Origin of the sequence: Novosphingobium sp. SG720 (assembly GCF_012275365.1) — a bacterium.
Classification (GTDB): domain Bacteria; phylum Pseudomonadota; class Alphaproteobacteria; order Sphingomonadales; family Sphingomonadaceae; genus Novosphingobium; species Novosphingobium rhizosphaerae.
The window spans coordinates 469,624-491,602 of sequence record NZ_JAAZQN010000002.1 but is presented as its reverse complement, the minus strand read 5'-3'; the positions used below and the strand labels follow the sequence as shown (position 1 = coordinate 491,602).

The 21,979-nt window shown below is 67.1% G+C and carries 20 protein-coding genes; 15 read left to right on the top strand and 5 right to left on the bottom strand.

All coding sequences use genetic code 11. The features are described from left to right. Positions 1 to 27 precede the first annotated feature (27 nt). Complete coding sequence (locus FHW94_RS11635) at positions 28 to 774, top strand: electron transfer flavoprotein subunit beta/FixA family protein (protein WP_168556115.1); 747 nt, start codon at positions 28 to 30, stop codon at positions 772 to 774. After that, positions 774 to 1,706: an FAD-binding protein gene (locus FHW94_RS11630; protein ID WP_168555966.1), complete on the top strand. Its 933-nt coding sequence runs from the start codon at positions 774 to 776 to the stop codon at positions 1,704 to 1,706. The genes FHW94_RS11635 and FHW94_RS11630 overlap by 1 nt, the downstream gene beginning before the upstream one ends. A gap of 128 nt (positions 1,707 to 1,834) precedes the next feature. Here the strand turns inward: FHW94_RS11630 and FHW94_RS11625 are convergent, their stop codons facing one another. Continuing rightward, positions 1,835 to 2,299: a GNAT family N-acetyltransferase gene (locus tag FHW94_RS11625; RefSeq protein WP_210425610.1), complete on the bottom strand. Its 465-nt coding sequence runs from the start codon at positions 2,297 to 2,299 to the stop codon at positions 1,835 to 1,837. A 48-nt stretch (positions 2,300 to 2,347) separates the two neighbouring features. On the opposite strand from FHW94_RS11625, the gene FHW94_RS11620 reads away from it, so the two are divergent. Beyond that, positions 2,348 to 3,289, top strand: coding sequence for an isoaspartyl peptidase/L-asparaginase (locus FHW94_RS11620; RefSeq protein WP_168555964.1), 942 nt, complete (start codon positions 2,348 to 2,350; stop codon positions 3,287 to 3,289). Here the strand turns inward: FHW94_RS11620 and FHW94_RS11615 are convergent. After that, positions 3,286 to 4,611 carry an Nramp family divalent metal transporter gene (locus tag FHW94_RS11615; RefSeq protein ID WP_168555963.1) on the bottom strand — a complete coding sequence of 442 codons (1,326 nt, stop codon included), beginning with the start codon at positions 4,609 to 4,611 and terminating at the stop codon, positions 3,286 to 3,288. The genes FHW94_RS11620 and FHW94_RS11615 overlap by 4 nt on opposite strands. 68 nt (positions 4,612 to 4,679) lie before the next feature. Beyond that, positions 4,680 to 5,639 carry a cytochrome c family protein gene (locus FHW94_RS23575; RefSeq protein WP_168555962.1) on the bottom strand — a complete coding sequence of 320 codons (960 nt, stop codon included), beginning with the start codon at positions 5,637 to 5,639 and terminating at the stop codon, positions 4,680 to 4,682. A 214-nt stretch (positions 5,640 to 5,853) separates the two neighbouring features. Between FHW94_RS23575 and FHW94_RS11605 the strand changes: the two genes are divergently transcribed. The 7 genes from FHW94_RS11605 to FHW94_RS11575 all read left to right on the top strand — a co-directional run bounded on the left by FHW94_RS11605 (position 5,854) and on the right by FHW94_RS11575 (position 13,214). After that, positions 5,854 to 6,747 (top strand): prephenate dehydratase, encoded by an 894-nt coding sequence (locus FHW94_RS11605; RefSeq protein WP_168555961.1) that lies wholly within the window; start codon positions 5,854 to 5,856, stop codon positions 6,745 to 6,747. Positions 6,748 to 6,817: 70 nt separating this feature from the next. After that, the gene (locus tag FHW94_RS11600) at positions 6,818 to 7,549 is read left to right on the top strand and encodes a hypothetical protein (protein ID WP_349237504.1); all 732 of its coding nucleotides are present in this window, start codon (positions 6,818 to 6,820) and stop codon (positions 7,547 to 7,549) included. After that, a complete protein-coding gene (locus tag FHW94_RS11595) occupies positions 7,546 to 8,895 on the top strand; it encodes a DUF4350 domain-containing protein (RefSeq protein ID WP_168555960.1) in 1,350 nt (449 codons plus the stop codon). The genes FHW94_RS11600 and FHW94_RS11595 overlap by 4 nt, the downstream gene beginning before the upstream one ends. Next, complete coding sequence (locus FHW94_RS11590) at positions 8,892 to 9,878, top strand: MoxR family ATPase (protein ID WP_168555959.1); 987 nt, start codon at positions 8,892 to 8,894, stop codon at positions 9,876 to 9,878. Before FHW94_RS11595 ends, FHW94_RS11590 begins: the two co-directional genes overlap by 4 nt. Positions 9,879 to 9,898: 20 nt before the next feature. After that, positions 9,899 to 11,254 (top strand): DUF58 domain-containing protein, encoded by a 1,356-nt coding sequence (locus FHW94_RS11585; RefSeq protein WP_210425609.1) that lies wholly within the window; start codon positions 9,899 to 9,901, stop codon positions 11,252 to 11,254. Beyond that, positions 11,251 to 12,294, top strand: coding sequence for a stage II sporulation protein M (locus tag FHW94_RS11580; RefSeq protein ID WP_168555958.1), 1,044 nt, complete (start codon positions 11,251 to 11,253; stop codon positions 12,292 to 12,294). The genes FHW94_RS11585 and FHW94_RS11580 overlap by 4 nt, the downstream gene beginning before the upstream one ends. Then, positions 12,294 to 13,214, top strand: a complete 921-nt coding sequence (locus FHW94_RS11575) for an RDD family protein (protein WP_168555957.1) — start codon at positions 12,294 to 12,296, stop codon at positions 13,212 to 13,214. Before FHW94_RS11580 ends, FHW94_RS11575 begins: the two co-directional genes overlap by 1 nt. Positions 13,215 to 13,379: 165 nt before the next feature. Here the strand turns inward: FHW94_RS11575 and FHW94_RS11570 are convergent, their stop codons facing one another. Beyond that, a complete protein-coding gene (locus tag FHW94_RS11570) occupies positions 13,380 to 14,579 on the bottom strand; it encodes an LL-diaminopimelate aminotransferase (RefSeq protein ID WP_168556112.1) in 1,200 nt (399 codons plus the stop codon). Between the two features lie 211 nt (positions 14,580 to 14,790). Between FHW94_RS11570 and phaC the strand changes: the two genes are divergently transcribed. The 3 genes from phaC to clpS all read left to right on the top strand — a co-directional run bounded on the left by phaC (position 14,791) and on the right by clpS (position 18,638). Beyond that, positions 14,791 to 16,689: a class I poly(R)-hydroxyalkanoic acid synthase gene (gene phaC / locus FHW94_RS11565; protein WP_246866075.1), complete on the top strand. Its 1,899-nt coding sequence runs from the start codon at positions 14,791 to 14,793 to the stop codon at positions 16,687 to 16,689. Between the two features lie 217 nt (positions 16,690 to 16,906). Then, entirely contained in the window at positions 16,907 to 17,911 is a 1,005-nt protein-coding gene (gene phaP / locus FHW94_RS11560) for a phasin family protein (protein WP_168555955.1), read from the top strand. Between the two features lie 400 nt (positions 17,912 to 18,311). Then, complete coding sequence (gene clpS / locus FHW94_RS11555; protein WP_168555954.1) at positions 18,312 to 18,638, top strand: ATP-dependent Clp protease adapter ClpS; 327 nt, start codon at positions 18,312 to 18,314, stop codon at positions 18,636 to 18,638. Between the two features lie 76 nt (positions 18,639 to 18,714). Here the strand turns inward: clpS and FHW94_RS11550 are convergent, their stop codons facing one another. Then, positions 18,715 to 19,155, bottom strand: a complete 441-nt coding sequence (locus FHW94_RS11550; protein ID WP_168555953.1) for a hypothetical protein — start codon at positions 19,153 to 19,155, stop codon at positions 18,715 to 18,717. A 455-nt stretch (positions 19,156 to 19,610) separates the two neighbouring features. On the opposite strand from FHW94_RS11550, the gene lptF reads away from it, so the two are divergent. After that, positions 19,611 to 20,852: an LPS export ABC transporter permease LptF gene (gene lptF, locus FHW94_RS11545; RefSeq protein WP_168555952.1), complete on the top strand. Its 1,242-nt coding sequence runs from the start codon at positions 19,611 to 19,613 to the stop codon at positions 20,850 to 20,852. Then, on the top strand, positions 20,842 to 21,942 hold the full coding sequence (gene lptG / locus FHW94_RS11540) for an LPS export ABC transporter permease LptG (protein WP_168555951.1): 1,101 nt from the start codon (positions 20,842 to 20,844) through the stop codon (positions 21,940 to 21,942). The genes lptF and lptG overlap by 11 nt, the downstream gene beginning before the upstream one ends. Positions 21,943 to 21,979: the final 37 nt, after the last annotated feature.

Genomic DNA, 21,979 nt, shown 5'->3' with positions numbered 1-21,979 from the left:
CAAATCGATGGGAAAGGCATGAGTGCGATGAAAGCCCTGGTCTGCGTGAAGCGGGTGATCGACTACAACGTGAAGCCGCGGGTGAAGGCGGATGGCACGGGTGTCGAGCTGGCGAACGTGAAGATGAGCATGAACCCGTTTGACGAGATCGCGGTGGAAGAAGCGATTCGCCTGAAGGAAAAGGGCGTTGTTTCGGAAGTGGTTGCGGTGTCGGTGGGCCCGGCGAAGGCGGCCGACACGCTGCGCACGGCGCTGGCGATGGGCGCGGACCGGGCGATCCTGGTGCAGTCGGACGAAGACGTGGAGCCGCTGGGCGTGGCCAAGATCGTGGCAGCGATCGCCGGCGAGGAACAGCCCGGCCTGATCATCACCGGCAAGCAGGCGATCGACGACGATTCGAACCAGGTGGGCCAGATGGTGGCCGCGCTGCTCGGCCGGCCGCAAGGCACCTTTGCCAATGAAGTCAGCGTCGAAGGCGATCAACTGATCGTCAAGCGCGAGATCGACGGCGGGCTGGAAACGGTCAAGCTGGCGCTGCCTGCGGTGGTGACCACCGACTTGCGCCTGAACGAGCCGCGCTATGCCTCGCTGCCCAACATCATGAAGGCCAAGTCCAAGCCGCTCGCCACCAAGACCGCCGCCGACCTGGGCGTGGACGTGGCGCCGCGCCTCAAGACGCTGAAAGTGGCCGAGCCGCCGGTGCGCGCGGCGGGGGTGAAAGTGGCCGATGTCGATGCGCTGGTGGCCAAGCTCAAGGAACTGGGAGTCGCGTGATGGGTAAGGTTCTTCTCTGGGTCGAGCACGATGGCGCCGCGATCAAGGACGCGACGCTGAGCGCGGTGACGGCGGCGGGCCAGCTTGGCGACGTGGTCGCGCTGGTGGCGGGCGAAGGCGTCGATGGCGTGGCCGCTGCGGCGGCGCAGATTGCCGGTGTTTCCGCCGTGCTCAAGGCTGATGACGCGGCCTATGCCCATGCGCTGGCCGAGAACGTCGCGCCGCTCGTGGCCGGCCTGATGGCCGATTACGATGCGTTCGTGGCGCCGGCCACCACCACCGGCAAGAACGTGGCGCCGCGCGTCGCCGCGCTGCTCGACGTGGCGCAGGTCTCCGACATTCTCTCGGTGGAAGGCCCCAAGACCTTCACCCGGCCGATCTATGCCGGCAATGCCATCGCCACGGTCGAATCGGGCGATGCCAAGCTGGTGGTGACGGTGCGCGCCACCGCCTTTGCCAAGGCGGACGCGACCGGCGGCAGCGCCGCTGTCGAAGCGGTGAGCGGCGCGGGCGACGCGGGCCTCTCCAGCTTCGTCGGTTCGGAAATCGCCAAGAGCGAGCGCCCGGAACTGACCAGCGCCAAGGTCATCGTCTCGGGCGGCCGCGCGCTCAAGGACGCGGAAACCTTTGCCGCGACGATCACGCCGCTCGCCGACAAGCTGGGCGCCGCGATCGGCGCGAGCCGCGCGGCGGTGGACGCAGGATACGTGCCCAACGATTACCAGGTGGGCCAGACCGGCAAGATCGTGGCGCCGCAAGTCTATGTCGCGGTGGGCATTTCCGGCGCGATCCAGCACCTGGCGGGGATGAAGGACTCCAAGACCATCATCGCCATCAACAAGGACGAAGACGCCCCGATCTTCCAGGTGGCCGACGTGGGTCTGGTCGCCGACTTGTTTACCGCCGTGCCGGAATTGGTGGGGAAGTTGTGAGGGCTGCCTGGCGCTAGGCTTCGCACCACCCCCAACCCCCTCCTCTGAAGAGGAGGGGGCTTTTGCTTGATACTCCCCATCCTCTTTAGAGGAGGGGGTCGGGGGGTGGTGGAAGCCTAAAGCAACCCTCACAAAACCAGCGTGAAACACTGGCTGAAATCATCCACCACGTAATCGGCAAACGCCGCGCATCGCTCGAAACCATGCGCGCGATAAAGCGCCAGGGCCGGTTCGAACGCCGGCCCGCGCCCGGTTTCCAGGCTCACCCGTGCCATGCCGCGCGCCCGCGCCTCGGCCAGCAGGTGCCGCAGCATCGCCTTGCCCACGCCCCGGCCCAGCCATTCAGGCGCCACCCGCATCGATTTCAACTCGCCATGATCGGGCGCCAGCACTTTGAGCGCGCCCATCCCCGCCAGATCGCCACCCACCCAGGCCGAATGGAACGTCACGCCCGGCGCGCGCAGCTTGTCGAGCGGCAGCGCGTGGACCTTGTCGGCCGGCGAATGGGCATGCATCCCGCCCAGATGCAGCGCCACCAGCGCCTGGATCGCCGCGCCGCTCAAGTCATCCTCGCGTATCGTCACATCAAGCATAGCGCACTCCATCTGGCCAAACCGGTTGCATCTGCTATCGCCGCCAGCATGACCCAGTCCACCCCTTCTTCGCCCCGCTGGAGCCTGGCCATTCATGGTGGCGCCGGCGCCATGTCTCCCGAATTCATGGATGCCGCCATGGCCGCCGAATACGAAGCCGCCCTGGCCCAGGCGCTGGAAGCGGGCGCCGCGGTGCTGCGCGAAGGTGGCAGCGCGCTCGATGCGGTGAGCGCGGCGGTCTGCGCGCTGGAAGACGATCCCCATTTCAACGCCGGGCGCGGCGCGGTGTTCACCTATCACGAAACCAACGAACTGGACGCGGCGATCATGGATGGGCGCACCCGTGCCGCCGGTTCGGTCTGCGCCGTCACCCGCACGCGCAACCCGGTGCGCCTGGCGCGCACGGTGATGGAGCAAGGCCCGCACGTGTTCCTGGCCGGCAGCGGGGCCGAGGAATTCGCCCGCGACCACGGCATGGAGGAAGTGGACCCAAGCTGGTTCGCCACCGAGGAACGCCGGAGCCAGTTGCACGAATTCAAGGCCCGCAAGGACGGCTGGTTCGACGCCGACCTCAAGTTCGGCACGGTGGGCGCGGTGGCATGCGATGCGCAGGGTAATCTTGCCGCAGCCACCTCCACCGGCGGCCTCACCGGCAAGCGCTGGAACCGCATCGGCGATTCGCCGGTCATCGGCGCAGGCACTTATGCCGACAACCGCGCCTGCGCGGTTTCGTGCACCGGTACGGGCGAGGTGTTCATCCGCGTGGGCGTGGCCCACGAAATCGCCGCGCGCGTGCGCCTGGCCGGCGAAAGCGTGGCAGCGGCCACCCGCGCCGTGCTGGGCGAAGTGGGCGAACTGGGTGGCGTGGGCGGCATCATCGCCGTCGATGCCCAGGGCAACCTGACCCACGCGTTCAACACCAACGGGCTCTATCGCGGCTTTGCCGACCACACCGGCCGCGCCGACGTGGCCATTTTCAAGGACGCCTAAACCCCTGCGATCAAGGCAAGATTCGCCACCAGGATCAGCACGAACAGCAGCCAGCCCACCGCCAGCATGGGCAGCGGCGCCACGAACGGCCCCATCACCGTGCGGTTGCCGGCAAAGCGCAGCAGCGGCCAGATGGCAAAGGGCAATTGCAGCGACAGCACCACTTGCGTCGCCACCAGCAATTGCCCCACCGCCCCCTGGCCCAGCCACAGCACCCCGGCCAGCGCCGGCACGATGGCCAGCGCGCGGGTCAGCACGCGGCGCTGCCAGCACGGAATCTTGAGGTTCAGGAACCCTTCCAGCACCACCTGGCCCGCCACGGTGCCGGTGAACGTGGCGCTTTGCCCCGCTGCCAGGAGCGCCAGGCCGAACAGCAGCGGCGCCAGGCCCGCCCCGGTGATCGGCGCCAGCAGCCGCCAGGCGTCCTCGATACTGGCCACGTCGCGATGCCCGTGGCCGTGAAAGGCCTCTGCCGCCAGGACCAGGATCGCCACGTTGACCAACGTGGCCAGTAGCAGCGACACCACCGTGTCTGCGCTGCCCAGGCGCAGCGCGCGGCGCGTGCCGGCAGGGCTGCGGTCGTCCAGGCGCGTGAGCACCACGCTGGAATGCAGGTAGAGATTGTGCGGCATCACCGTGGCGCCCAGGATGCCGATCGCCAGCACCAGCGCGCCGGGCTGCGCCAGCCGGGCCAGATCGGGCACCGCACCGGCCGCCACGGCTGCGCCATCCACTCCAACGATCATCAGTTGCACGCCAAAGCACAGCGTGATCGTGGCGATCAGGCCCAGCACGATCGCTTCCAACTGGCGGAAACCATGCCCTTTGAGACCCAGGACGATCAGCGTGTCGAGCCCGGTGAGCAGCACCCCGGCCCACAGCGGCACATGCAGCAGCAAGTGCAGCGCCAGCGCCGCGCCCAGCACTTCGGCAATGTCGGTGGCGACGATCGCCAGTTCGGCCAGGAGCCACAGCACGCGGCACGCAGCGGGCGAATAGTGCGCCCGTGCCAGCTGGGCCAGATCCTGCCCACTGGCCAGCCCGACCCGCATGGCCAGGCTCTGCAACACGATCGCCGCCAGGCCGCAGGCCAGCACCACGAACAACAGGCCGTGCCCGAATTGCGAACCGGCGGCAATGTCGGTGGCCCAGTTGCCCGGGTCCATATAGCCCACGGCCACCAGCAGGCCCGGCCCGGCGGCCTGCCACGCCACCTTCCACCACGGCCCGTTGGCAGCAACGGCAACGGTGCCACGCACTTCGGACGGGCAAAACGGTGCGGTGGCAGTGGTGGGCAGCGAAAAACGGGCAGCAAGCGACATGGCCACAAGGCTTACTCGCTATGGCCAAAGAATAAACCCCGCCCGATGGGGGCGGGGTTATCCGGTTGTTACTTCGCCGCGGCCGGGGCCGCAGCGGGTGCCGCGCCCAGGCTCAGCTTGCCGCCCTGGCTGTTGAGATAGGCGATCACGTCGGCGCGGTCCTGCGCGCTGGACAGCCCGGCAAAGGTCATCTTGGTGCCTTGGGCAAACTTGGCCGGGGCCGTCAGCCACTGGTCCAGCGTGGCCTGGTCCCACGTGCCCTTGTGCGCTTTCAGCGCATCGGAGAAGGCAAAGCCGCCGCGCCCTTCGGCAATGGCATCGCCGGCCACGCCATAGAGGTTGGGGCCGATGCCGTTGGGGCCGCCCTGCGCCACGGTGTGGCAGGCCTGGCACTTGGCAAAGACCTTTTCGCCCTTGGCGGCATCGCCCACCAGGGCCACGGGCGTTGCTGCGCCATCGGCCGGGGCCGCGCCGGCCGCCGGCACCGCTTCGGGCGCGGGCAGCGGCAGGTTGGAACCCTTGGAATTGAGATAGAGAATCACGTTGGCGCGATCCATCGGATCGGCGAGGCCGGCAAACGACATCTTGGTGCCGTCGGCAAACTTCTTGGGATTGGTGAGCCATTCATCAAGGCTCGCGAAATCCCACTTGCCCGCCTTGGACTTGAGCGAATCGGAAAAGGCAAAGCCACCGCGCCCTTCGGCCCGGGCATCGCCCACCACGCCCCACAAATTGGGGCCGATGCCATTGGCCGCGCCCTGGTCGATGGTGTGGCAGGCCTTGCACTTGGCAAAGATCGCCTCGCCCTTGGCGGCATCGGCCTTGGCCAGGCGATTGGCGATCGGCTCTACCGCAGCGGCACCGCCAGCGCCGCCTTCAGGTTCCACCCCGGCGATAGCATATCCCATCTTTTCAGGACGTTCATGCTTGTCGGCAAGGAAGTAATGGGCGGACAACGTTGAAAGGCCCAGAGCCACGATACCGCCAAACAAGGTCCATCCCGCGATCGTATTGAAACGGTCGTCCATTCCCAGCCCCATTTATCGCACGCATTTTCCGGCCCGCTGCCGGTACGCACCTTTTGCAGGGGGGATAATCAGCCCCCCGGCCCGGCGCAAGTGCGATTAGAGCCGCACGTGAAACCCCGTCTCTGATCCAGAACAAATTTTGCCCATGGGAAAGCGGCATTCTGCCCTGATTCGCCTTGCCCAGCAGGCAAATTTGCGCCTAACGGCAGCCCCCATGCAGAGTTTTCCCGAACCCGCCCGCCTGCTTGTCGATCGCATGAGTGCCGCCGCTGCGGCCGATCCGGCCCGCGCGGTGGCGTTTCAGGGCGCGCCGGGGGCCAATTCGCACCGCGCCGCGATCGAAGCGATGCCCGATGGCCTGCCGCTGCCGTGCTTTTCGTTCGAAGACGCACTGGATGCGGTGAAGGATGGTCGCGCCGGCCAGGCGATCATCCCGATCGAGAATTCGCAGCATGGCCGCGTGGCCGACATTCATTTCCTGCTGCCCGAAAGCGGCTTGTCCATCGTGGGCGAGCATTTCCTCGACATCCACCACTGCCTGATGGCGCGCGCCGATGCCGGCCCGATCCGCGCCGCCTACAGCCACCCGCAGGCCCTGGGCCAATCGCGCTTCTACTTGCGCGAGCGCGGCATCGTGCCGATGGCCTATGCCGATACCGCCGGCGCCGCCGCGCTGGTGGCGGAAAGCCAAGAGGCCGGGATTGCCGCCATCGCCCCGCGCATCGCGGCCGAGCTTTACGGGCTGGATCTTCTGGCCGAGAACATCGAGGACGCGCACGACAACACCACGCGCTTCGTGCTGCTGTCGAAAACCGCGCGCGATCCCGCCACGCTCACCGGTGCTGCGATGACCACCTTCGTGTTCGAAGTGCGCAACATCCCGGCCGCGCTGTACAAGGCGCTGGGCGGCTTTGCCACCAACGGCGTCAACATGACCAAGCTGGAAAGCTACCAGAAAGGCGCCAGCTTTGCCGCAACGATGTTCTTTGCCGATATCGTCGGGGCGCCTGGCGATCCGGCGGTGGATCGTGCGCTGGAAGAACTGGCCTATTTTGCCAAGGACTTGCGCATTCTGGGCTCCTATCCGCTGGAACGCGCCCGGGGGTAAGGCCCGCCCGATACCGTAACGGCGCAATCAGCGCTTGCGGCGCACAGGCGGGCGTGCAACCAACCGTTGCGTGAGCAATGTTGCAGCGGCCGCCCGGGCCGTGTCCGCCACCGCCCAAGCCCCCGCCGCATCGGCGCAGGCTGATGCTGCCCGTGCCGAGCACGCCTGGCAGACAGTGCGCGGCATGGGCGATATCCAGTTCACCCCGGTGCCACCACCCCCGCCGGAAGTGCCCTATGTGCCGCCCCACTGGCTGCAGGTGGCTATCGATGCCTTGGCCAAGGTGCTCCTCTGGATCAACGAGCACGTTTTCATGCCGCTGGGGCTGGTCCTGGCCAAAAGCGGGCAAGTGATCCTGGTGCTGATCCTGATCGTGGGCGCCGTGGCGCTGGCCTGGCTGGCCTGGGGTGTGCTGGCCCCATGGCGGCAGGCACGTGGCACGCGCGCAGGCACCGTGACACCGGAATGGGCACCCGCGCCGCAGGCCGCGCTCGCCCTGCTCGAAGATGCCGATGCCCTGGCCGCGCAGGGGCGCTTTGCCGAAGCCGTGCACCTGCTCCTGCAGCGCAGCGTGGCCGATATTGCCGCCGCCCGGCCCGATTGGCTGGCGCCATCGAGCACGGCGCGCGAAATTGCGGCGATCGATGCCCTGCCCTCTGCCGCGGCCCACGCCTTTGCCACCATGGCCGACGAAGTGGAGCGCGCGCGCTATGCCCTGCGCATGCCGGGCGAGGGCGAATGGCTGCGTGCGCGCGGCGCCTATGCCGCCTTTGCGCTCCAGCCGCTTGGGGCCGCGGCATGAGCGCCGCCACCTCGCCCTCTTCTCTCGCCAGCGAACAACCCTTTGCGCGCGGCGCGGTGCTGGCGCTGCTGGTCGTGGGCGCCGGGCTGTTCATCGGCCTGCTGTGGTTTCTCGGCCATGTCGGCCCGCCGGCGAACAACGGTGGCGGCCATGGCGCCGGGCGCGGGCTCAACGGCTATGCCGCGCTGGCGGCCATGGCGGAAGCCGATGGTTTCACCGTGGCGCGTACCCGCACCCAGGCCGCGATGGAGCAGCCTGGCGTGCTGGTGCTCACCCCGCTGCCCGACACCGATGGCAAGACCATCGCCAGCATCGTGGACAAGCGGCGCCACATTGGCCCCACCGTGGTCATCGCACCCAAGTGGCAGGCCGGCCCCTTGGAGAAGAAGCTGGACAAGCCGCGCGGATGGACGCGGCTGACCGGCTTTGCGCTGCCGAATTGGCCCGGTTTCGCCGACGATGTGCGAGTCACGCTCAACCAGGGCAAAGGCTATCGCGCCCATGGCTGGCGCACGGCCGACGGGCGACACGGCCCGCTGCCCGACGATGAAAAGGTGGTTTCGGGCACCGGCCAGGCGCTGGTGCCACTGGTCACCACCGGCGATGGGCAAGTGCTTGCCGCCTATCGTGACGACAACGGCCGTTACCCCGCGCTCGATGCCTTGGCCGACGTGGAAACACCGACCGTCCTGGCTGCGGGCGATGACGACGATAGCGAGGCGCTGGCCGATGGACCGGACATGGAGCGCCAGCCGCTGGTCCTGGTGTTCGAGCCCGACCTGTTCGACAATTACGGCCTCGCCAACCGCCAGACTGCAATGCTCGCGCTCGACGTGCTGCGCGCCGCATCGGCCAATGCAGGCAGCAAGCAGATCACGTTCGACCTGTCGCTTGCCGGGCTGGGCGGCCGGCCCAACCTGCTCACCCTGGCGTTCGAGCCGCCGTTCCTGGCTGCCACGGTGGGCCTGATCCTGGCGCTGCTGGCGGTGGGCTGGCGCGCGTTCTGCCGGTTCGGCCCGCCGCGCGTGGGCCTGGCGGCGATTCCGCCGGGCAAGACCACGCTGGTGGTCAACAGTGCCGGCCTGATTCGCCGCGCCGGGCGGCTGCACCTGGTCAGCGGACCCTATGCCGATGCCCTGCGCGAGCGGCTGGCGACGCGGCTGGGCCTGCGGCGCGGCGCCCCGGCCGAGCAGACCGACGCGCTGATCGATGCCCATCTGGCGCGCGTGAACCCCGATTCGATGCCGTTTTCCCATGCCATTGCGCAACTGGCCGCCGCACGCCGCCCGCACGATGCCGTGCGTGCGGCTGCTGCCCTGCATGCCCTAGAAAAGGATCTTGCGTGACCGACACCGCCTCCCCATCCGGTGCTCTCAGTCTTGATGAAGTGCGCGCGCTGGCCGATGCGATTCGCGCCCAGGTGGCCAAGGCCGTGGTCGGCCAGGACAGCGTGGTCGATCACCTGCTGGTGGCGCTGCTGGCCGGCGGGCATGTCCTGCTCGAAGGGCCGCCGGGCACCGCCAAGACGCTGGTGGCGCAAAGTTTCGCCACGGCTGTCGGCCTCGATTTCGGGCGCATCCAGTTCACTCCCGATCTGATGCCGGGCGATATCCTGGGATCGAACTTGTTCAATTTCCAGACGAGCCAGTTCACCCTCACGCGCGGGCCGATCTTTCACGACATCATCCTGGCCGACGAGATCAACCGCACCCCGCCCAAGACGCAGGCCGCCCTGCTCGAAGCGATGCAGGAGCGCCGCGTGACGCTCGACGGCGCGGTTCACGCGCTGCCACCCCATTTCATGGTGGTGGCCACGCAGAACCCGATCGAAAGCCAGGGCGTCTATCCCCTGCCCGAGGCGCAGCTCGATCGCTTCCTGTTCAAGCTGCTGGTGGATTACCCCTCGCCAGAGGAGGAAGCGCGAATCGTGCGGCGCTATGGCGAAGGCAAGGCCGGGCAACACCCCACGCAGATGGGCGTGGCCGCCGTGGCCGACGCGCGCGAAGTGGCCGCCGCCCAGGCCGGCCTGCGGGCCGTGACGCTGGCAGAGCCGCTGGTGGATTATATCGTCGCGCTGGTGCGCGCCACGCGCGACAATGGCGACCTGATCGCCGGCGCCAGCCCCCGCGCGGCGGTGCTGCTGGCCGGCGCGGCGCGGGCGCAGGCTGCCCTAGCCGGGCGCGACTATGTCATTCCCGACGATATCAAGGGGCTGGCCACGGCGGTGCTGCGCCACCGCATGGTCCTCAGCCCCGCGGCCGAGATCGAGGGCCGCCAGGCCGAAGCCATCGTCGCCGATCTGGTGCAGCGCACCCCCGCGCCGCGCTGATCGGCCGCGACCCCGCCCTGATGCCCCGCCCGCGCGTTCCCTGGCCTGTCTCCTGGCCCACGCTCGCCGTCTATCCAACGGCGCGCGCAGTGCTGCTGTTGGCGCTGACCGCGCCGGCCGGGCTGTTGCTGGCCAGCCTGGCACCGCAAGCCTGGATCGTCGCCCCGGCCGCAGGCGCCGCGCTGCTCGCGCTGGTCCTGCTCGACGCGCTGATAGCCGGCCCCTTGCGCGATCTGCATCTGGCCATGGCCGAAGATGCCGAAGTGGGCCAACCGGTGCGCCTTACGCTCACGGCGGCGCTGTCGGGCGCCCGCGCCACGCCGATGGCGGCGCTGGCCTGCGATCCGCGCCTGGCCGATGGCGGGCGCGCCACGCTCCCGCTGGCGCTTGACGATCAGGGCCGCTGGCACGGCGATAAGGCCTTGCTGCCCACGCGGCGGGGCACGGTGCGGCTCGAAACCCTCTGGCTGCGCTGGGCCGGGCCGCTTGGCCTGGGCCATCGCCAGGTGCGCCGCCCGCTTGCCCATACCTTGCGCGTCTGGCCCGATATCACCCCGGTGCGCAGCCCGGCGTTGCAGATCTTCCTGCGCGATGCGGCGTTCGGCCTGGTCGCGCGGCGCATTCGCGGCGAAGGGACCGAGTTCGAGGCGCTGGCCGATTACGAACCGGGCATGGACCGCCGTCGCATCGACTGGAAAAGCTCGGCCCGCCACGGCCGCCTCTATGCTAAGGAATACGAGACCGAGCGCAACAACCAGATCGTCTTCGCGTTCGATTGCGGGCAGGCCATGGCCGAGCCGTTGGCCGGCTTGCCCCGGCTGGACCGCGCGATCACCGCTGCGCTCACCACTGCCTGGGTGGCGCTGAAAGCGCAGGATCGCGTTGCGGTCTACGGCTTTGCCGCAAGGCCCCTGGGCCTTTCGCCCTTCGTGACCGCCCCGCGCGATTTTGCCCGCCTACAACGCAGCGCCGCCGGGTTCGACTATCATGGCGAGGAACCCAATTTCACGTTCGCCATGGCCACGCTGGCCACGCGGCTGCAGCGTCGCTCGCTGGTGGTGGTCTTTTCCGATTTCACCGATCCCACCAGCGCCGAACTAATGATCGAAAGCCTGGGCCGCCTGATGGAACGGCACCGCGTGCTGTTCGTGGTCATGGCCGATGCGGAATTGACCGCGCTGGCCACGGGAGCCCCGGACGATCTCGATGCCATGGCCCGCGCCGTCACGGCCACGGCCCTGCAACGCCAGCGCATGCTGGTGCTGCAACGCCTGCGCCAGATGGGCGTGCGCGTGGTGGAGGCAGCCTATGACCAGATCGGCACGCGGCTGATCGATGCCTATCTGGGCGTGAAACGCGAAGGGAGCCTGGGATGATCGCGCGCTGGTTTGGCAAGAACGCCAGTCAGGACGCGGCGGTAGAGGCCGCCGCGCTGCGCTCCGACCGGTTTCGCCAGGCGCGCGAGGGCGATTGGCAGCGGCTGGAAACCATCGTGACGCGGATCGAGGGTGGGCGGCTGCGCAAGCTTTCGGATGAAGACTTGCTGGCCTTGCCCGCGCTTTATCGTACGGCCATATCCAGCCTGGCGATCGCGCGCGAAACCTCGCTCGACGCCGCGCTGATCGCCTATCTCGAAGGGCTGGCACGGCGCGCGTGGTTTGCCGTCTATGGCCCGCGCGAAGGCCTGGGTGCCTGGCTGAAACGCTTTTTCCTGGGCGGGTGGAGCGCGGCGGTGCGTGGTCTGGGGGTGGACCTGCTCATCGCGCTGGCCATGATGGTCCTGGGCACGGTGGTCGGCTGGCTGCTGGTTTCAGGCAATCCCGACTGGTATTACAGCCTGATGGGCAGCGACGACGTGCGCGTGCCCGGTGCCAGCCGCGAAGCGCTGCTGCACACCCTGTTCGGCCAGCAAGACCAGACCGGCCTGTCGATGTTTGCCGCGTTCCTGTTCAGCAACAATGCCCAGGTCTCGCTGTTCGCCTTTGCCCTGGGCTTTGCCTTCGGCCTGCCTTCGATCCTGCTGCTGATCCACAATACGGCGGGGCTTGGTGCGCTGCTGTGGCTCTATCACGGCCAGGGGCTGACGCTGGAGCTGGTCGGCTGGCTGTCGATCCACGGCACGACCGAACTGTTCGCGATCCTGCTGGCGGGCGGGGCCGGCATCCACATCGGCCGCGCTATGGCCTTTCCCGGCGATGCCCCGGTGCTGGTTGCCGCGGCCGCTGCCGGCCGGCGCGCGGCGCAAGTGATGGTGGGCGTTGTGCTGATGCTGATCTGCGCCGCCGTGCTCGAAGGGTTTGGCCGGCAGCTGGTGGATTCCACCACCGTGCGCCTGGCCATCGGCGGCACCATGCTGGCGCTGTGGCTGGCCTATTTCTTTGCCTGGCGCCCGGCGCGCGGGCAGGCGGCGGCCTGATGGCGCTGCTTCGCCGCCGCCGCGTGCGGCTCCGCCCCGCGCCAGACCGGCGCCAGCGCCAGGTGATCACGCCCGAAGGTGTGCCGTTGCCTTTCACCATCGGTGCGCGCGGTGCCCGTGCCGCGGCGCTGATTATCGATTACGTGCTGATCGTGGCGGCGATGGCGGGGCTGACCTATCTGGTCGCGTCCCTGGCCAATGCCGTCCATATCAAGGCCGATGAAAGAAACCCGGTTGGCCAGGCGCTGGTGGTCTTCTGGATCGTCATCATGTTCCTGTTCCGCCACATCTGGTTCCTCTATTTCGAGCTGGGCCCGCGCGGCGCCACGCCAGGCAAGCGCGTCGTGGGCTTGCGCGTGGCCGCGCGCGATGGTGGCCGGTTGACGACCGAAGCGGTGGTGGCGCGCAATTTCCTGCGCGACATCGAATTGACCCTGCCGATGATCTTCATCAGCACGACTCTGGCCATGGGCGAAGACGCCAGCTTTGCCGGCTGGGCGGGAACGGCTTGGTTCCTGATTTTCGTGCTGTTCCCGTTCTGCAACCGCGACGCCTTGCGCGCGGGCGATGTGGTGGCCGGCACCTGGGTGGTGGAAGCCGGGCGTGACCGCCTTAAGGCCGCGCTCTCCACCGGCGCGGGCGCGCAAGGGCACAGCACCCTGACGCAGACCCGCTATGAATTCGGCGAGGCGGAACTGTCGGTCTATGGCGAATACGAGTTGCAAGTGCTCGAACGCGTGCTGCGCGACGACAATGCCGAGGCCATGGCCGATGTGGCCCAGGCGATCTGCACCAAGATCGGCTGGACGAACGGCCGGGGCGACGAGCGCGCGTTTCTGGAAGCCTATTACACCCAGCTGCGCGCCCGGCTGGAACGCGGCATGCGCTTTGGCCGGCGCAAGGCCGACAAGCATTCTTAAAAGATGGCATTCGCGAGGGGGCTGCACAGCGCCCCTCTCCATGGCCACGTCACCCCGGACTTGATCCGGGGTCCCGCTTGTTCTGGACGTCACGCGCTACTTTCAAAAGAACAGCGGGACCCCGGGTCAAGCCCGGGGTGACGCCATTCTCTAGCATTGTGTGATTCACGCCGCCGAAGCGTTGACGCCCATGCTGGTAAGGTAGCGCTTGATGTTGCGCGCGGCCTGGCGCAGGCGCTGCTCGTTTTCCACCATGGCGATGCGGACAAAGCCTTCGCCGTCCTCGCCATAGCCCACGCCCGGTGCCACGGCGACTTCGGCCTGGGTCAGCAATTGCTTGGAAAATTCCAGGCTGCCCATGTGCTTGAGCGCGGGCGGCAGCGGCGCCCAGGCAAACATCGAGGCCTTGGGGCTGGGAATGTCCCACCCCGCGCGGCCAAAGGCTTCGACCATCACGTCGCGGCGCTTCTGGTAGAGCTTGCGGTTCTGTTCGACAATGTCCTGCGGGCCGTTGAGCGCAGCGCAGGCCGCCGCCTGGATTGGCGTGAACGCGCCATAGTCGAGGTAGGATTTCACGCGGGTGAGCGCGGCGATCAGGCGCTTGTTGCCCACGGCAAAGCCCACGCGCCAGCCGGCCATGGAAAAGGTCTTGGACATCGAGGTGAATTCCACCGCCACGTCCTTGGCACCGGGCACTTCCAGGATGGAGCGGGTGGGCTGGCCGTCGAAGTACAGCTCGGAATAGGCGAGGTCCGACAGGATCCAGACCTTGTTTTCCTTGGCCCAGGCCACCAGCCGCTCGTAGAACGCCAGGTCCACGGTTTCGGCGGTGGGGTTCGACGGATAGTTGACGATCAGGATCGACGGGCGCGGCACGGTAAAGGCCATCGCGCGGTCGAGCGATTCCCAATAGCGTTCATCGGGCGTGGTCGGCACCGAGCGGATCGTGGCCCCGGCGATGATGAAGCCGAAGGTGTGGATCGGATATGACGGATTGGGCGCCAGCACCACGTCACCAGGCGCGGTGATCGCGGTGGCCAGGCTCGCCAGGCCCTCCTTCGAACCCATGGTCATGACCACTTCGGTTTCCGGGTCCAGCTCCACGTTGAAGCGGGTGGCATAGTAATTGGCCTGGGCCTTGCGGATGCCGGGAATGCCCTTCGACGCGGAATAGCCATGGGCCGAAGGCTTCTGCGCCACTTCGCACAGCTTTTCGATCACGTGGGCGGGCGGGGGCAGATCGGGATTGCCCATGCCCAGGTCGATGATGTCCCGGCCGCTGGCGCGGGCTGCGGCCCGCATCGCATTCACTTCGGCGATGACGTAGGGCGGCAGGCGCTTGATGCGGTAGAACTCTTCTTCCACGGTCGTGACTCGAATGCTTGCCGGCTGGATTGCCGGGATCGCCCCCTTACGCCAATCGATCCGCTTCGCCAATCGTGGGCTGCATCTGCCCCGCACCCGGCGCGCATCACGCGCATTCGGACGCGAAGCGGCTTGCCCCTGGCACGGCCGCGCGCGATAGACGATGTGGGTTGGCTCGGGCGTGCCGGGCATTGTGGGGATTATGTCGTCGATGCGCGAACCGGATAATGCCAAGACGCCTGCTGCCACCGACAGCGCGGTGTTCGAAGACCTTTTCCGCCTGCAAACCGAAGCGATGCAGGCCATGGCCGCACCGTTCCTGCCCACCGCCCATGCCAAGGCCCCCGATCCCGGCGATCTTCAGCACTGGGCCATGTCGGGCGCCAAGTTGCAGAAGATGTGGCTGGATTTCATGGCCGAACAGACTGCCGTGGCCGAGCCGGCATGGACGCGAATCTATGATGGCGGCCGCTGGCAACAGCTGTTCGACGATTGGTGCGCGGCCATGCCCATCGCCCAGGCCGAAACCCAGGCGCGGCTGTGGGACGAAAGCCTGCAGCTGTGGAACCGGGTGATCGAGCTTTACGCTCCCGCCAGCCCCCCGACGCCGGGCAAGCTCCCGGCCGACGTGGCGCCCGAGGCGCTGCCGCGCCGCGACCGCCGCTTTGCCGATCCGCGCTGGCGCGAGCAGCCCTGGTTCGCCCTGCTGCACCAGACCTATCTCTTGCTGGCCGAGCGACTGGAAGACATGGCGCAGGAGATTTCCGGGCTGGAGCCAGAGCGCCACGGGCAGTTGCGCTTCATGACGCGCCTGATCACCGAAGCGCTCTCGCCCGCCAATTTCCCGATGACCAACCCGCTGGTGATCGAACGCACGCTCGCCACGCGCGGTGAGAACCTGGTCAAGGGCGTGGAGCACTTGCTGGCCGATCTCAAGCGCGGGCAGTTGAGCCACACCGATGGCGAAGCGTTCGAAGTGGGCCGCAACATCGCCACCACGCCGGGCAAGGTGGTGCACGAAACCCCACTGTTCCAGCTGATCCACTATGCCCCGACCACGGATGAGGTGGCGGCGGCGCCCCTGGTGATCTTCCCGCCGTGGATCAACCGCTTCTACATCCTTGATCTCAACCCGAAGAAAAGCTTCGTGCGCTGGGCGGTGGACCAGGGATTGAGCGTCTTCATGGTCTCGTGGAAATCAGCCGATGCCAGCCTGGCCGACGTGACCATGGACGATTACGTGCGCGCCCAGATCGAGGCGATCGACGTGGTGCGCAAGCGCCTCTCGGTGCCTGCGGTCCACACCATCGGCTATTGCGTGGCCGGCACCACGCTGGCTGCCACGCTCGCCGTGCTGGCCAGGCGCGGCGAAGCGGACAAGGTGGCTTCGGCCACGTTCTTCACCGCCCAGGTCGATTTCAGCGAGGCGGGCGAATTGTGCCACTTCGTGGACGATGCCCAGCTTCGCTGGCTCGAAAGCCTCGAAACCGAGGGCTATCTCGACGGGCGCTATCTGGCTGCCACGTTCAACCTCTTGCGCGGGCCGGACCTGATCTGGAACTACGTGATCAACAACTACCTCTTGGGCGAGGAATATCCGGCCTTCGACCTGCTCTATTGGAACGGCGACACGACCAACCTGCCCGCGCGCTGGCATCGTGCCTATCTCAGCGATCTCTATCGCGACAACCAGTTGGTCGTGCCCGACGCGCTCAGCGCCGACGGCACCCCGATCGACCTGCACCGCATCACCACGCCCTGCTATATCCAGGCCGGGCGCGAGGATCACATTGCGCCGGCCGGCAGCGTATGGAAGCTCACGCGGCACCTGGCCGGCCCGTGGAAGTTCGTGCTGGCCGGATCGGGCCATATCGCCGGCGTGGTCAATCCGCCCGCTGCGGGCAAGTACCAGTACTGGACCAACCCCAGCGACGTTGCCAGCCTCGAAGCCTTCTTTGCCGGCGCGCAGGAAACCAAGGGCAGCTGGTGGCCCGATTGGCGGGCCTGGCTGGCCGATGTGGATGCCAAGACGGTCCCGGCCAAAGGCGCCCGCGTGCCCGGCCGCAATGCGATAGAAGACGCCCCTGGCCGTTATGTGCGCATGCGATGACGGCACGGCCGCGATCTGCGGTTACGACCCAGCAACTTAGTGCAATTAGCTCCAAGATGGATATTGTGCACTGCACAAAATCCTTGACTTTGGCCCGCGCATTCCTATTTTTTGCATTGCAGCACGGGCCAGGTCCGGCCGTGGCTGAGTCGCCGCCATTGCGCGGCACTTGGTTTTCCGGATCCTTGCCTGGCCGCAATGCAGGAGCCGTATTGCCATGGCCGAAGATACCACGGACGAAGGGACGCTTTCCAGCACGCCATCCAGCCCCGCCCCCCAGGCGGAAGGCCCGGTGCCCGCTGTTGCCGCTGACCTCACCCCGGCGGTAGAGCCGGTCGGAAGCGCGGCACAGGCGACGGAGCAGGCGCAAGCCAAGAAGGCCGCCCGTCGTTCACGCAAGCTCGTGACCCCTGCAGAGGCCGAAGCGACGCCGTCTGTCGCCCCGGAACCCGCCCCTCTGGCCGAGCCCCTCGTGGCCGCGCCCGTGGTGGAGGAGCCCGTGGCCGCAGCACCGGTGGTACCGCCCGTAGCCAAGCCTGCCCCCGCCAAGGCGAGCAAGCCGCTCGCCCGCAACGTGGGCAAGCCCGGCGCCGCGCGGCCCGCCGTGGCCAAGCCTCTGCCGACCGGGAAGGCCCCCGCCAAGGCGGTTCCGGCCAAGCCCCCGGTTGCCAAACCTCTGGTCACGACAAGACCCGGAACCGGTATCCCCCACGCGAAGGTGCCGGCCCCGCTCACGACCCGCGTGACTCATGCCGCCGCCGCGGCTTCCAGGAAGGAACACTCCATCATGACCACCGCCACCGATTTTTCCGAAAAGTTCCAGTCCGCTTTCAAGGACGCCTCTGAAAAGGCCAAGGCCGCTTTCGAAAAGAGCCAGGCCGCGTTCGGCGATGCCGGCGAATTCGCCAAGGGCAATGTCGAAGCCGTCGTGGAATCGAGCAAGATCCTCGCTTCGGGCCTGCAGGAACTGACCAAGGACTATGCCGCCGAAGGCAAGTCGGCGATCGAAACCCTGACCGCCGAAATCAAGGAACTGGCCAGCGCCAAGTCGCCCACCGAGTTCTTCGAAAAGCACACCGCCCTCGTGCGCAAGCAGTTCGATGCGGCCGTCGCTGCCAGCAGCAAGCACAGCGAAGCCGTGCTGAAGCTGGCCAACGAAGCGTTCCAGCCGATTTCCAACCGCGTCAGCCTCGCGGTTGAAAAGATCAAGGTCGCCGCCTGATCGGCACCTGATTCGCGCTTCCTCCGCCCGCTCGCCATAGCGCGCGGGCCGGGGCAAGCGGCGATCCTGGACACGCAACCCGTGGCAAGAGGCAGCCAGCGCCCCCAAGGCGCGGCTGCCTTTTTGCCGTTCCCGGCTCTCGCAGCCGATGCAATGCCCATCAACTACATGATATTCGGGCGGTGATCGCCCGCTGCGTATCGCAAACGGGGCGCAATTTGCCGTTTCGGTAACGATTTTCGGGCAGGGCTGCCCCAACGCCCCCTTGTCGTGAGGCGGCTGCGATGCGATATTCAGGCCTCCGATGCACAGACCAGCACTTCTTTCGGCGCCAGACGCCCCCCTGCCGCGCGCAATCCACGTGGCCGATCCCGCTTGCGTCGTTGCGTCGGGTGCAACCATGGCGGGCGACAACCGCGATGCCGACGACGGCGACATGATCGGCCTGGCCACGCGCACCCGCGCCCGGCCCAAGAAGCCCAGCATGTTCAAGGTGCTGATGCTCAACGACGATTACACGCCGATGGAATTCGTGGTGATGGTGCTCAAGCGCTTTTTCCACATGGACCTGGAGCAGGCCACGCGCGTCATGCTCCACGTCCACCAGCGCGGCGTGGGCGTCTGCGGCATTTTCCCTTACGAGATCGCCGAAACCAAAGTGAACCAGGTGATGGACTTTGCCCGGCAGAACCAGCATCCGCTGCAATGCACGCTGGAAAAGGCCTGATCCGGCCTTGATCCGCTGACCGGCTTGCCATCGCGTTCGGGCTGAGCCTGTCGAAGCCCCCGCCGTTTACCGCCCTTCAATGCAGCGGCCGTTCCTCGATCATTTCCCGTGCCAGGGCCCGCAGCAGGGCGGCGAGCCATGCCATGGCCAGCGACTTGGCCTCGCGCGAGTGGGCGCCAGCGCCGCTCGGCAGCACGACCTGCGCCACGAACCGGCCATCGACGAGGCGCCCGCCGCTATAGACCGCCGTCGGGGGGATCAGCGCCAGGGCGGCGCTTTCATAGGCGCCCGAATCGGCCAGCAGGCTCACCCACAGGCTGTCGCCATCGGCGGGCATGCCCTCGGGCGCGAGGGTCACTTCGCCCAGGGTGCGCAGGATGCGCTCGAAGCCCAGGCGTTGTTCGTCGGCAGACAATGTTTCGCAGCGATCGGCCAGCGCGGTCAATTCCTCGGGACGCGCACTGCACCGCGCCAGCCGGCCTTGCCACCAACTCGATCCAGACGTCACGAAATTCACTGCCTGTTCCCTTGTCCGTGGCGCCAGCCCGGCAGGCAGCAAGCAGCATGATGGTGCTGCTCATCACGCCTTCCTGTTCGCCCGGTCCAGCGCGGAAGCGTTCATTCCAAGTCATTCATGCGTACCCGGCCACGCGCCCCATGCCGCGCACCGATGTCTTGCGCGGAACCCATGGTCGCCACGAACGTTCCCGTTGGCCAGCGGCCAGTCCTGCCTTCGGGATGCACGTGCTTTGGCCAGGATCCTATTTTGCCAGCACTATTACCAAACAAGGGGACAGGCAATAACTTTAGTTATTAACTCTATCCTCGCAAAACGGCAGGTCTGCGTGCGCGGCCCTGCGGCATTTTCACCTTTCGCATCGCCGCGAAGCGGGCTAACCGACACGGACGCTTGCACGGCGCCGACGGGCGACGTGGCGTGCCCCCTGCCACCAACACGGTGATCGTCCGAACGTGAGATCCTTGAGCGCCATCGACAGGTACATCGCCCGCCTGGTGATCGTGCCCATGCTGGCCGTGTTCGTCCTGGCCGCGTCCCTGTTGGTGCTGGACAAGATGCTCCGGCTGTTCGACTTCGTCGCCACCGAGGGCGGACCGGTGACGGTCGTCTTCAAGATGCTGCTCAACCTGTTCCCGGAATATGCAAGCCTTGCCATTCCGCTGGGGCTGATGCTGGGCATCCTCTTTGCCTTCCGCAAGCTGGCGACCAGTTCCGAACTCGACGTGATGCGGGCAGTGGGCCTGTCCTACACCCGCCTCCTGCGCGTGCCTTATCTGTTCACCCTGGCGCTCGCCGCGCTCAACCTGCTGATCGTGGGCTATATCCAGCCGCTGAGCCGCTATTACTACGAAGAGCTGCAGTACGAGCTTGGCTCTGGCGCGCTGGGTGCGTCGATCAAGGTGGGCGAGTTCAACGCGCTGCAGGACCGTACCGCCCTGCGCGTGGATTCCAGCCGTGATGAAGGGCGCGACCTGCAAGGCATCTTTGCCCGCCTGGTAACGCCCAAGGGCGAAACCATGACGATCTCCGCGCGCGAGGGGCAGTTCTTTGCCAACCGCGAAAACCGCGACACGGTGATCCTCCGGCTGACCGATGGACAGATCGTGCAGGATGGGCCGAGCCTGGCCTCCCCCCGCGTGCTGACGTTTGCCACGCACGACCTGCCCATCGATCTGCCCAAGATCGCCCAGTTCCGCCAGCGCGGGGACAAGGACCGGGAATACATCCTGCCCGAACTGCTCAAGATCGGCTGGAACAAGGCCTATTCCCAGGACATGCGCAACAAGAGCAAGGCCAGCCTCAACTACCGCCTGGTGGAAGTGGTCATGATGTTCCTGCTGCCGCTCCTGGCGGTGGCGCTGGCCGTTCCGCCCAAGCGATCGACCTCGGCGCTCGGCGTGTTCCTGTCGATCGTGATGGTCGTCGCCTATCACAAGGTTAATGAATACGGCCAGGACGTGGCCAGCCTGGGCCGGCTCGACCCTGCAATCGCGCTGTGGGGACCGTTCGCGTTGTTCTCCGCGTTGATCATCTGGATGTACTGGCGCCTGGCCTACGTGCCCGGCGGGCAGCCGATCGGCGCCTTGGAAACCGTGTTCGCCAAGATCGCGTCGCGCGTGCGCAAGCTGTTCGCGCGGCGCGGCCGTGCCAACCCAGCCGAACCGGCAGCACAGGACGATACCCTTGCAGCTTGAATTCTTCCCGTCGCGCACGATGACGCTGTACATCGCCAAGATGTTTGCCGTGCGCGTGGTGGCCGTGCTGCTGATGCTGGTCATGGTGCTGCAGATGCTCGACCTGCTGGGCGAAAGCGGCGAGATTCTTGCCCACGCCGGCAATGGCCAGGCGCAGTTGCTCACGTACGTGGGCCTGCGCGCGCCGCAGCTGGTGGCGCGGTTCCTGCCCTATTCGGTGCTGCTGGCCACGATCATCACCCTGATCACGCTCAACCAGAACAGCGAAGTGGTCGCGATGAAGGCCGCCGGCCTGTCCGCGCACCAGATCCTGGCCCCGCTGTTCCTGGTGGCCGGGGTGATCGCGGTGGCCAACTTCGGCTTCAACGAACGCATCGTCACCCGTTCCACCGCCACGCTCAAGGCCTGGCAGGCCGCGCATTACGGCCCTCTGCCCACCGACACGCAGGTGCGCAGCAACGTCTGGCTGCAGGATGGGCCCAATATCCTCTATGCCCGCACGGTGACCGGCGAAGGCAATGCCATGCGCATGACCGACGTGACCTGGCACCGCCGCGATCCCACCGGCATGGTCACCGAGATCGTGCGTGCGCCCAACGCCAGCTTCGCCAATCCCGGCTGGCGCTTCGACCAGCCGACCGCGTTCGACGTGCAGAGCGCGCGCCGCACCGCGGCCACGGGCAGCGCGGTGTTTGCCACCGGCGTCACCCCCACGCAGATCCTGATTCGCAAGGCCGACGCCGACGCTGAATCGTTGCCGCACCTGTCGGGCTCGATCGATGCCATCCGCGCCGCAGGGCACAGCACCAGCGAGCTGGAAAGCCGGTGGTGGCACAAGATTTCCGGCCCGCTTTCGGCCATGCTCATGCCGCTGCTGGGCGCAGTGGCGGCGTTCGGCCTGGCGCGTTCGGGCCAGTTGTTCATGCGCGCGGTGATCGGCATGGCGCTGGGCTTTGCCTATTTCGTGGTGGACAATGCCGCGCTCGCCATGGGCAGCTTTGGCGGATACCCGCCGCTGATTGCTGCCTGGGCCCCCTTCGTGCTGTTCCTGCTAATCGGCGAGGCCGTGCTGATCCGCACCGAGGAATGAAAAAAGCCCCGCGCCGGATCACCGGGCGGGGCTTTTT

Excerpts from the sequence above, each read along its gene's own strand:
- FHW94_RS11635 (WP_168556115.1), top strand. The coding sequence starts at position 28 with ATGAAAGCCCTGGTCTGCGTGAAGCGGGTGATCGACTACAACGTGAAG.
- FHW94_RS11630 (WP_168555966.1), top strand. The coding sequence starts at position 774 with ATGGGTAAGGTTCTTCTCTGGGTCGAGCACGATGGCGCCGCGATCAAG.
- FHW94_RS11625 (WP_210425610.1), bottom strand. The coding sequence starts at position 2,299 with ATGCTTGATGTGACGATACGCGAGGATGACTTGAGCGGCGCGGCGATC.
- FHW94_RS11620 (WP_168555964.1), top strand. The coding sequence starts at position 2,348 with ATGACCCAGTCCACCCCTTCTTCGCCCCGCTGGAGCCTGGCCATTCAT.
- FHW94_RS11615 (WP_168555963.1), bottom strand. The coding sequence starts at position 4,611 with ATGTCGCTTGCTGCCCGTTTTTCGCTGCCCACCACTGCCACCGCACCG.
- FHW94_RS23575 (WP_168555962.1), bottom strand. The coding sequence starts at position 5,639 with ATGGACGACCGTTTCAATACGATCGCGGGATGGACCTTGTTTGGCGGT.
- FHW94_RS11605 (WP_168555961.1), top strand. The coding sequence starts at position 5,854 with ATGCAGAGTTTTCCCGAACCCGCCCGCCTGCTTGTCGATCGCATGAGT.
- FHW94_RS11595 (WP_168555960.1), top strand. The coding sequence starts at position 7,546 with ATGAGCGCCGCCACCTCGCCCTCTTCTCTCGCCAGCGAACAACCCTTT.
- FHW94_RS11585 (WP_210425609.1), top strand. The coding sequence starts at position 9,899 with ATGCCCCGCCCGCGCGTTCCCTGGCCTGTCTCCTGGCCCACGCTCGCC.
- FHW94_RS11580 (WP_168555958.1), top strand. The coding sequence starts at position 11,251 with ATGATCGCGCGCTGGTTTGGCAAGAACGCCAGTCAGGACGCGGCGGTA.
- FHW94_RS11575 (WP_168555957.1), top strand. The coding sequence starts at position 12,294 with ATGGCGCTGCTTCGCCGCCGCCGCGTGCGGCTCCGCCCCGCGCCAGAC.
- phaC (WP_246866075.1), top strand. The coding sequence starts at position 14,791 with ATGCGCGAACCGGATAATGCCAAGACGCCTGCTGCCACCGACAGCGCG.
- phaP (WP_168555955.1), top strand. The coding sequence starts at position 16,907 with ATGGCCGAAGATACCACGGACGAAGGGACGCTTTCCAGCACGCCATCC.
- clpS (WP_168555954.1), top strand. The coding sequence starts at position 18,312 with ATGGCGGGCGACAACCGCGATGCCGACGACGGCGACATGATCGGCCTG.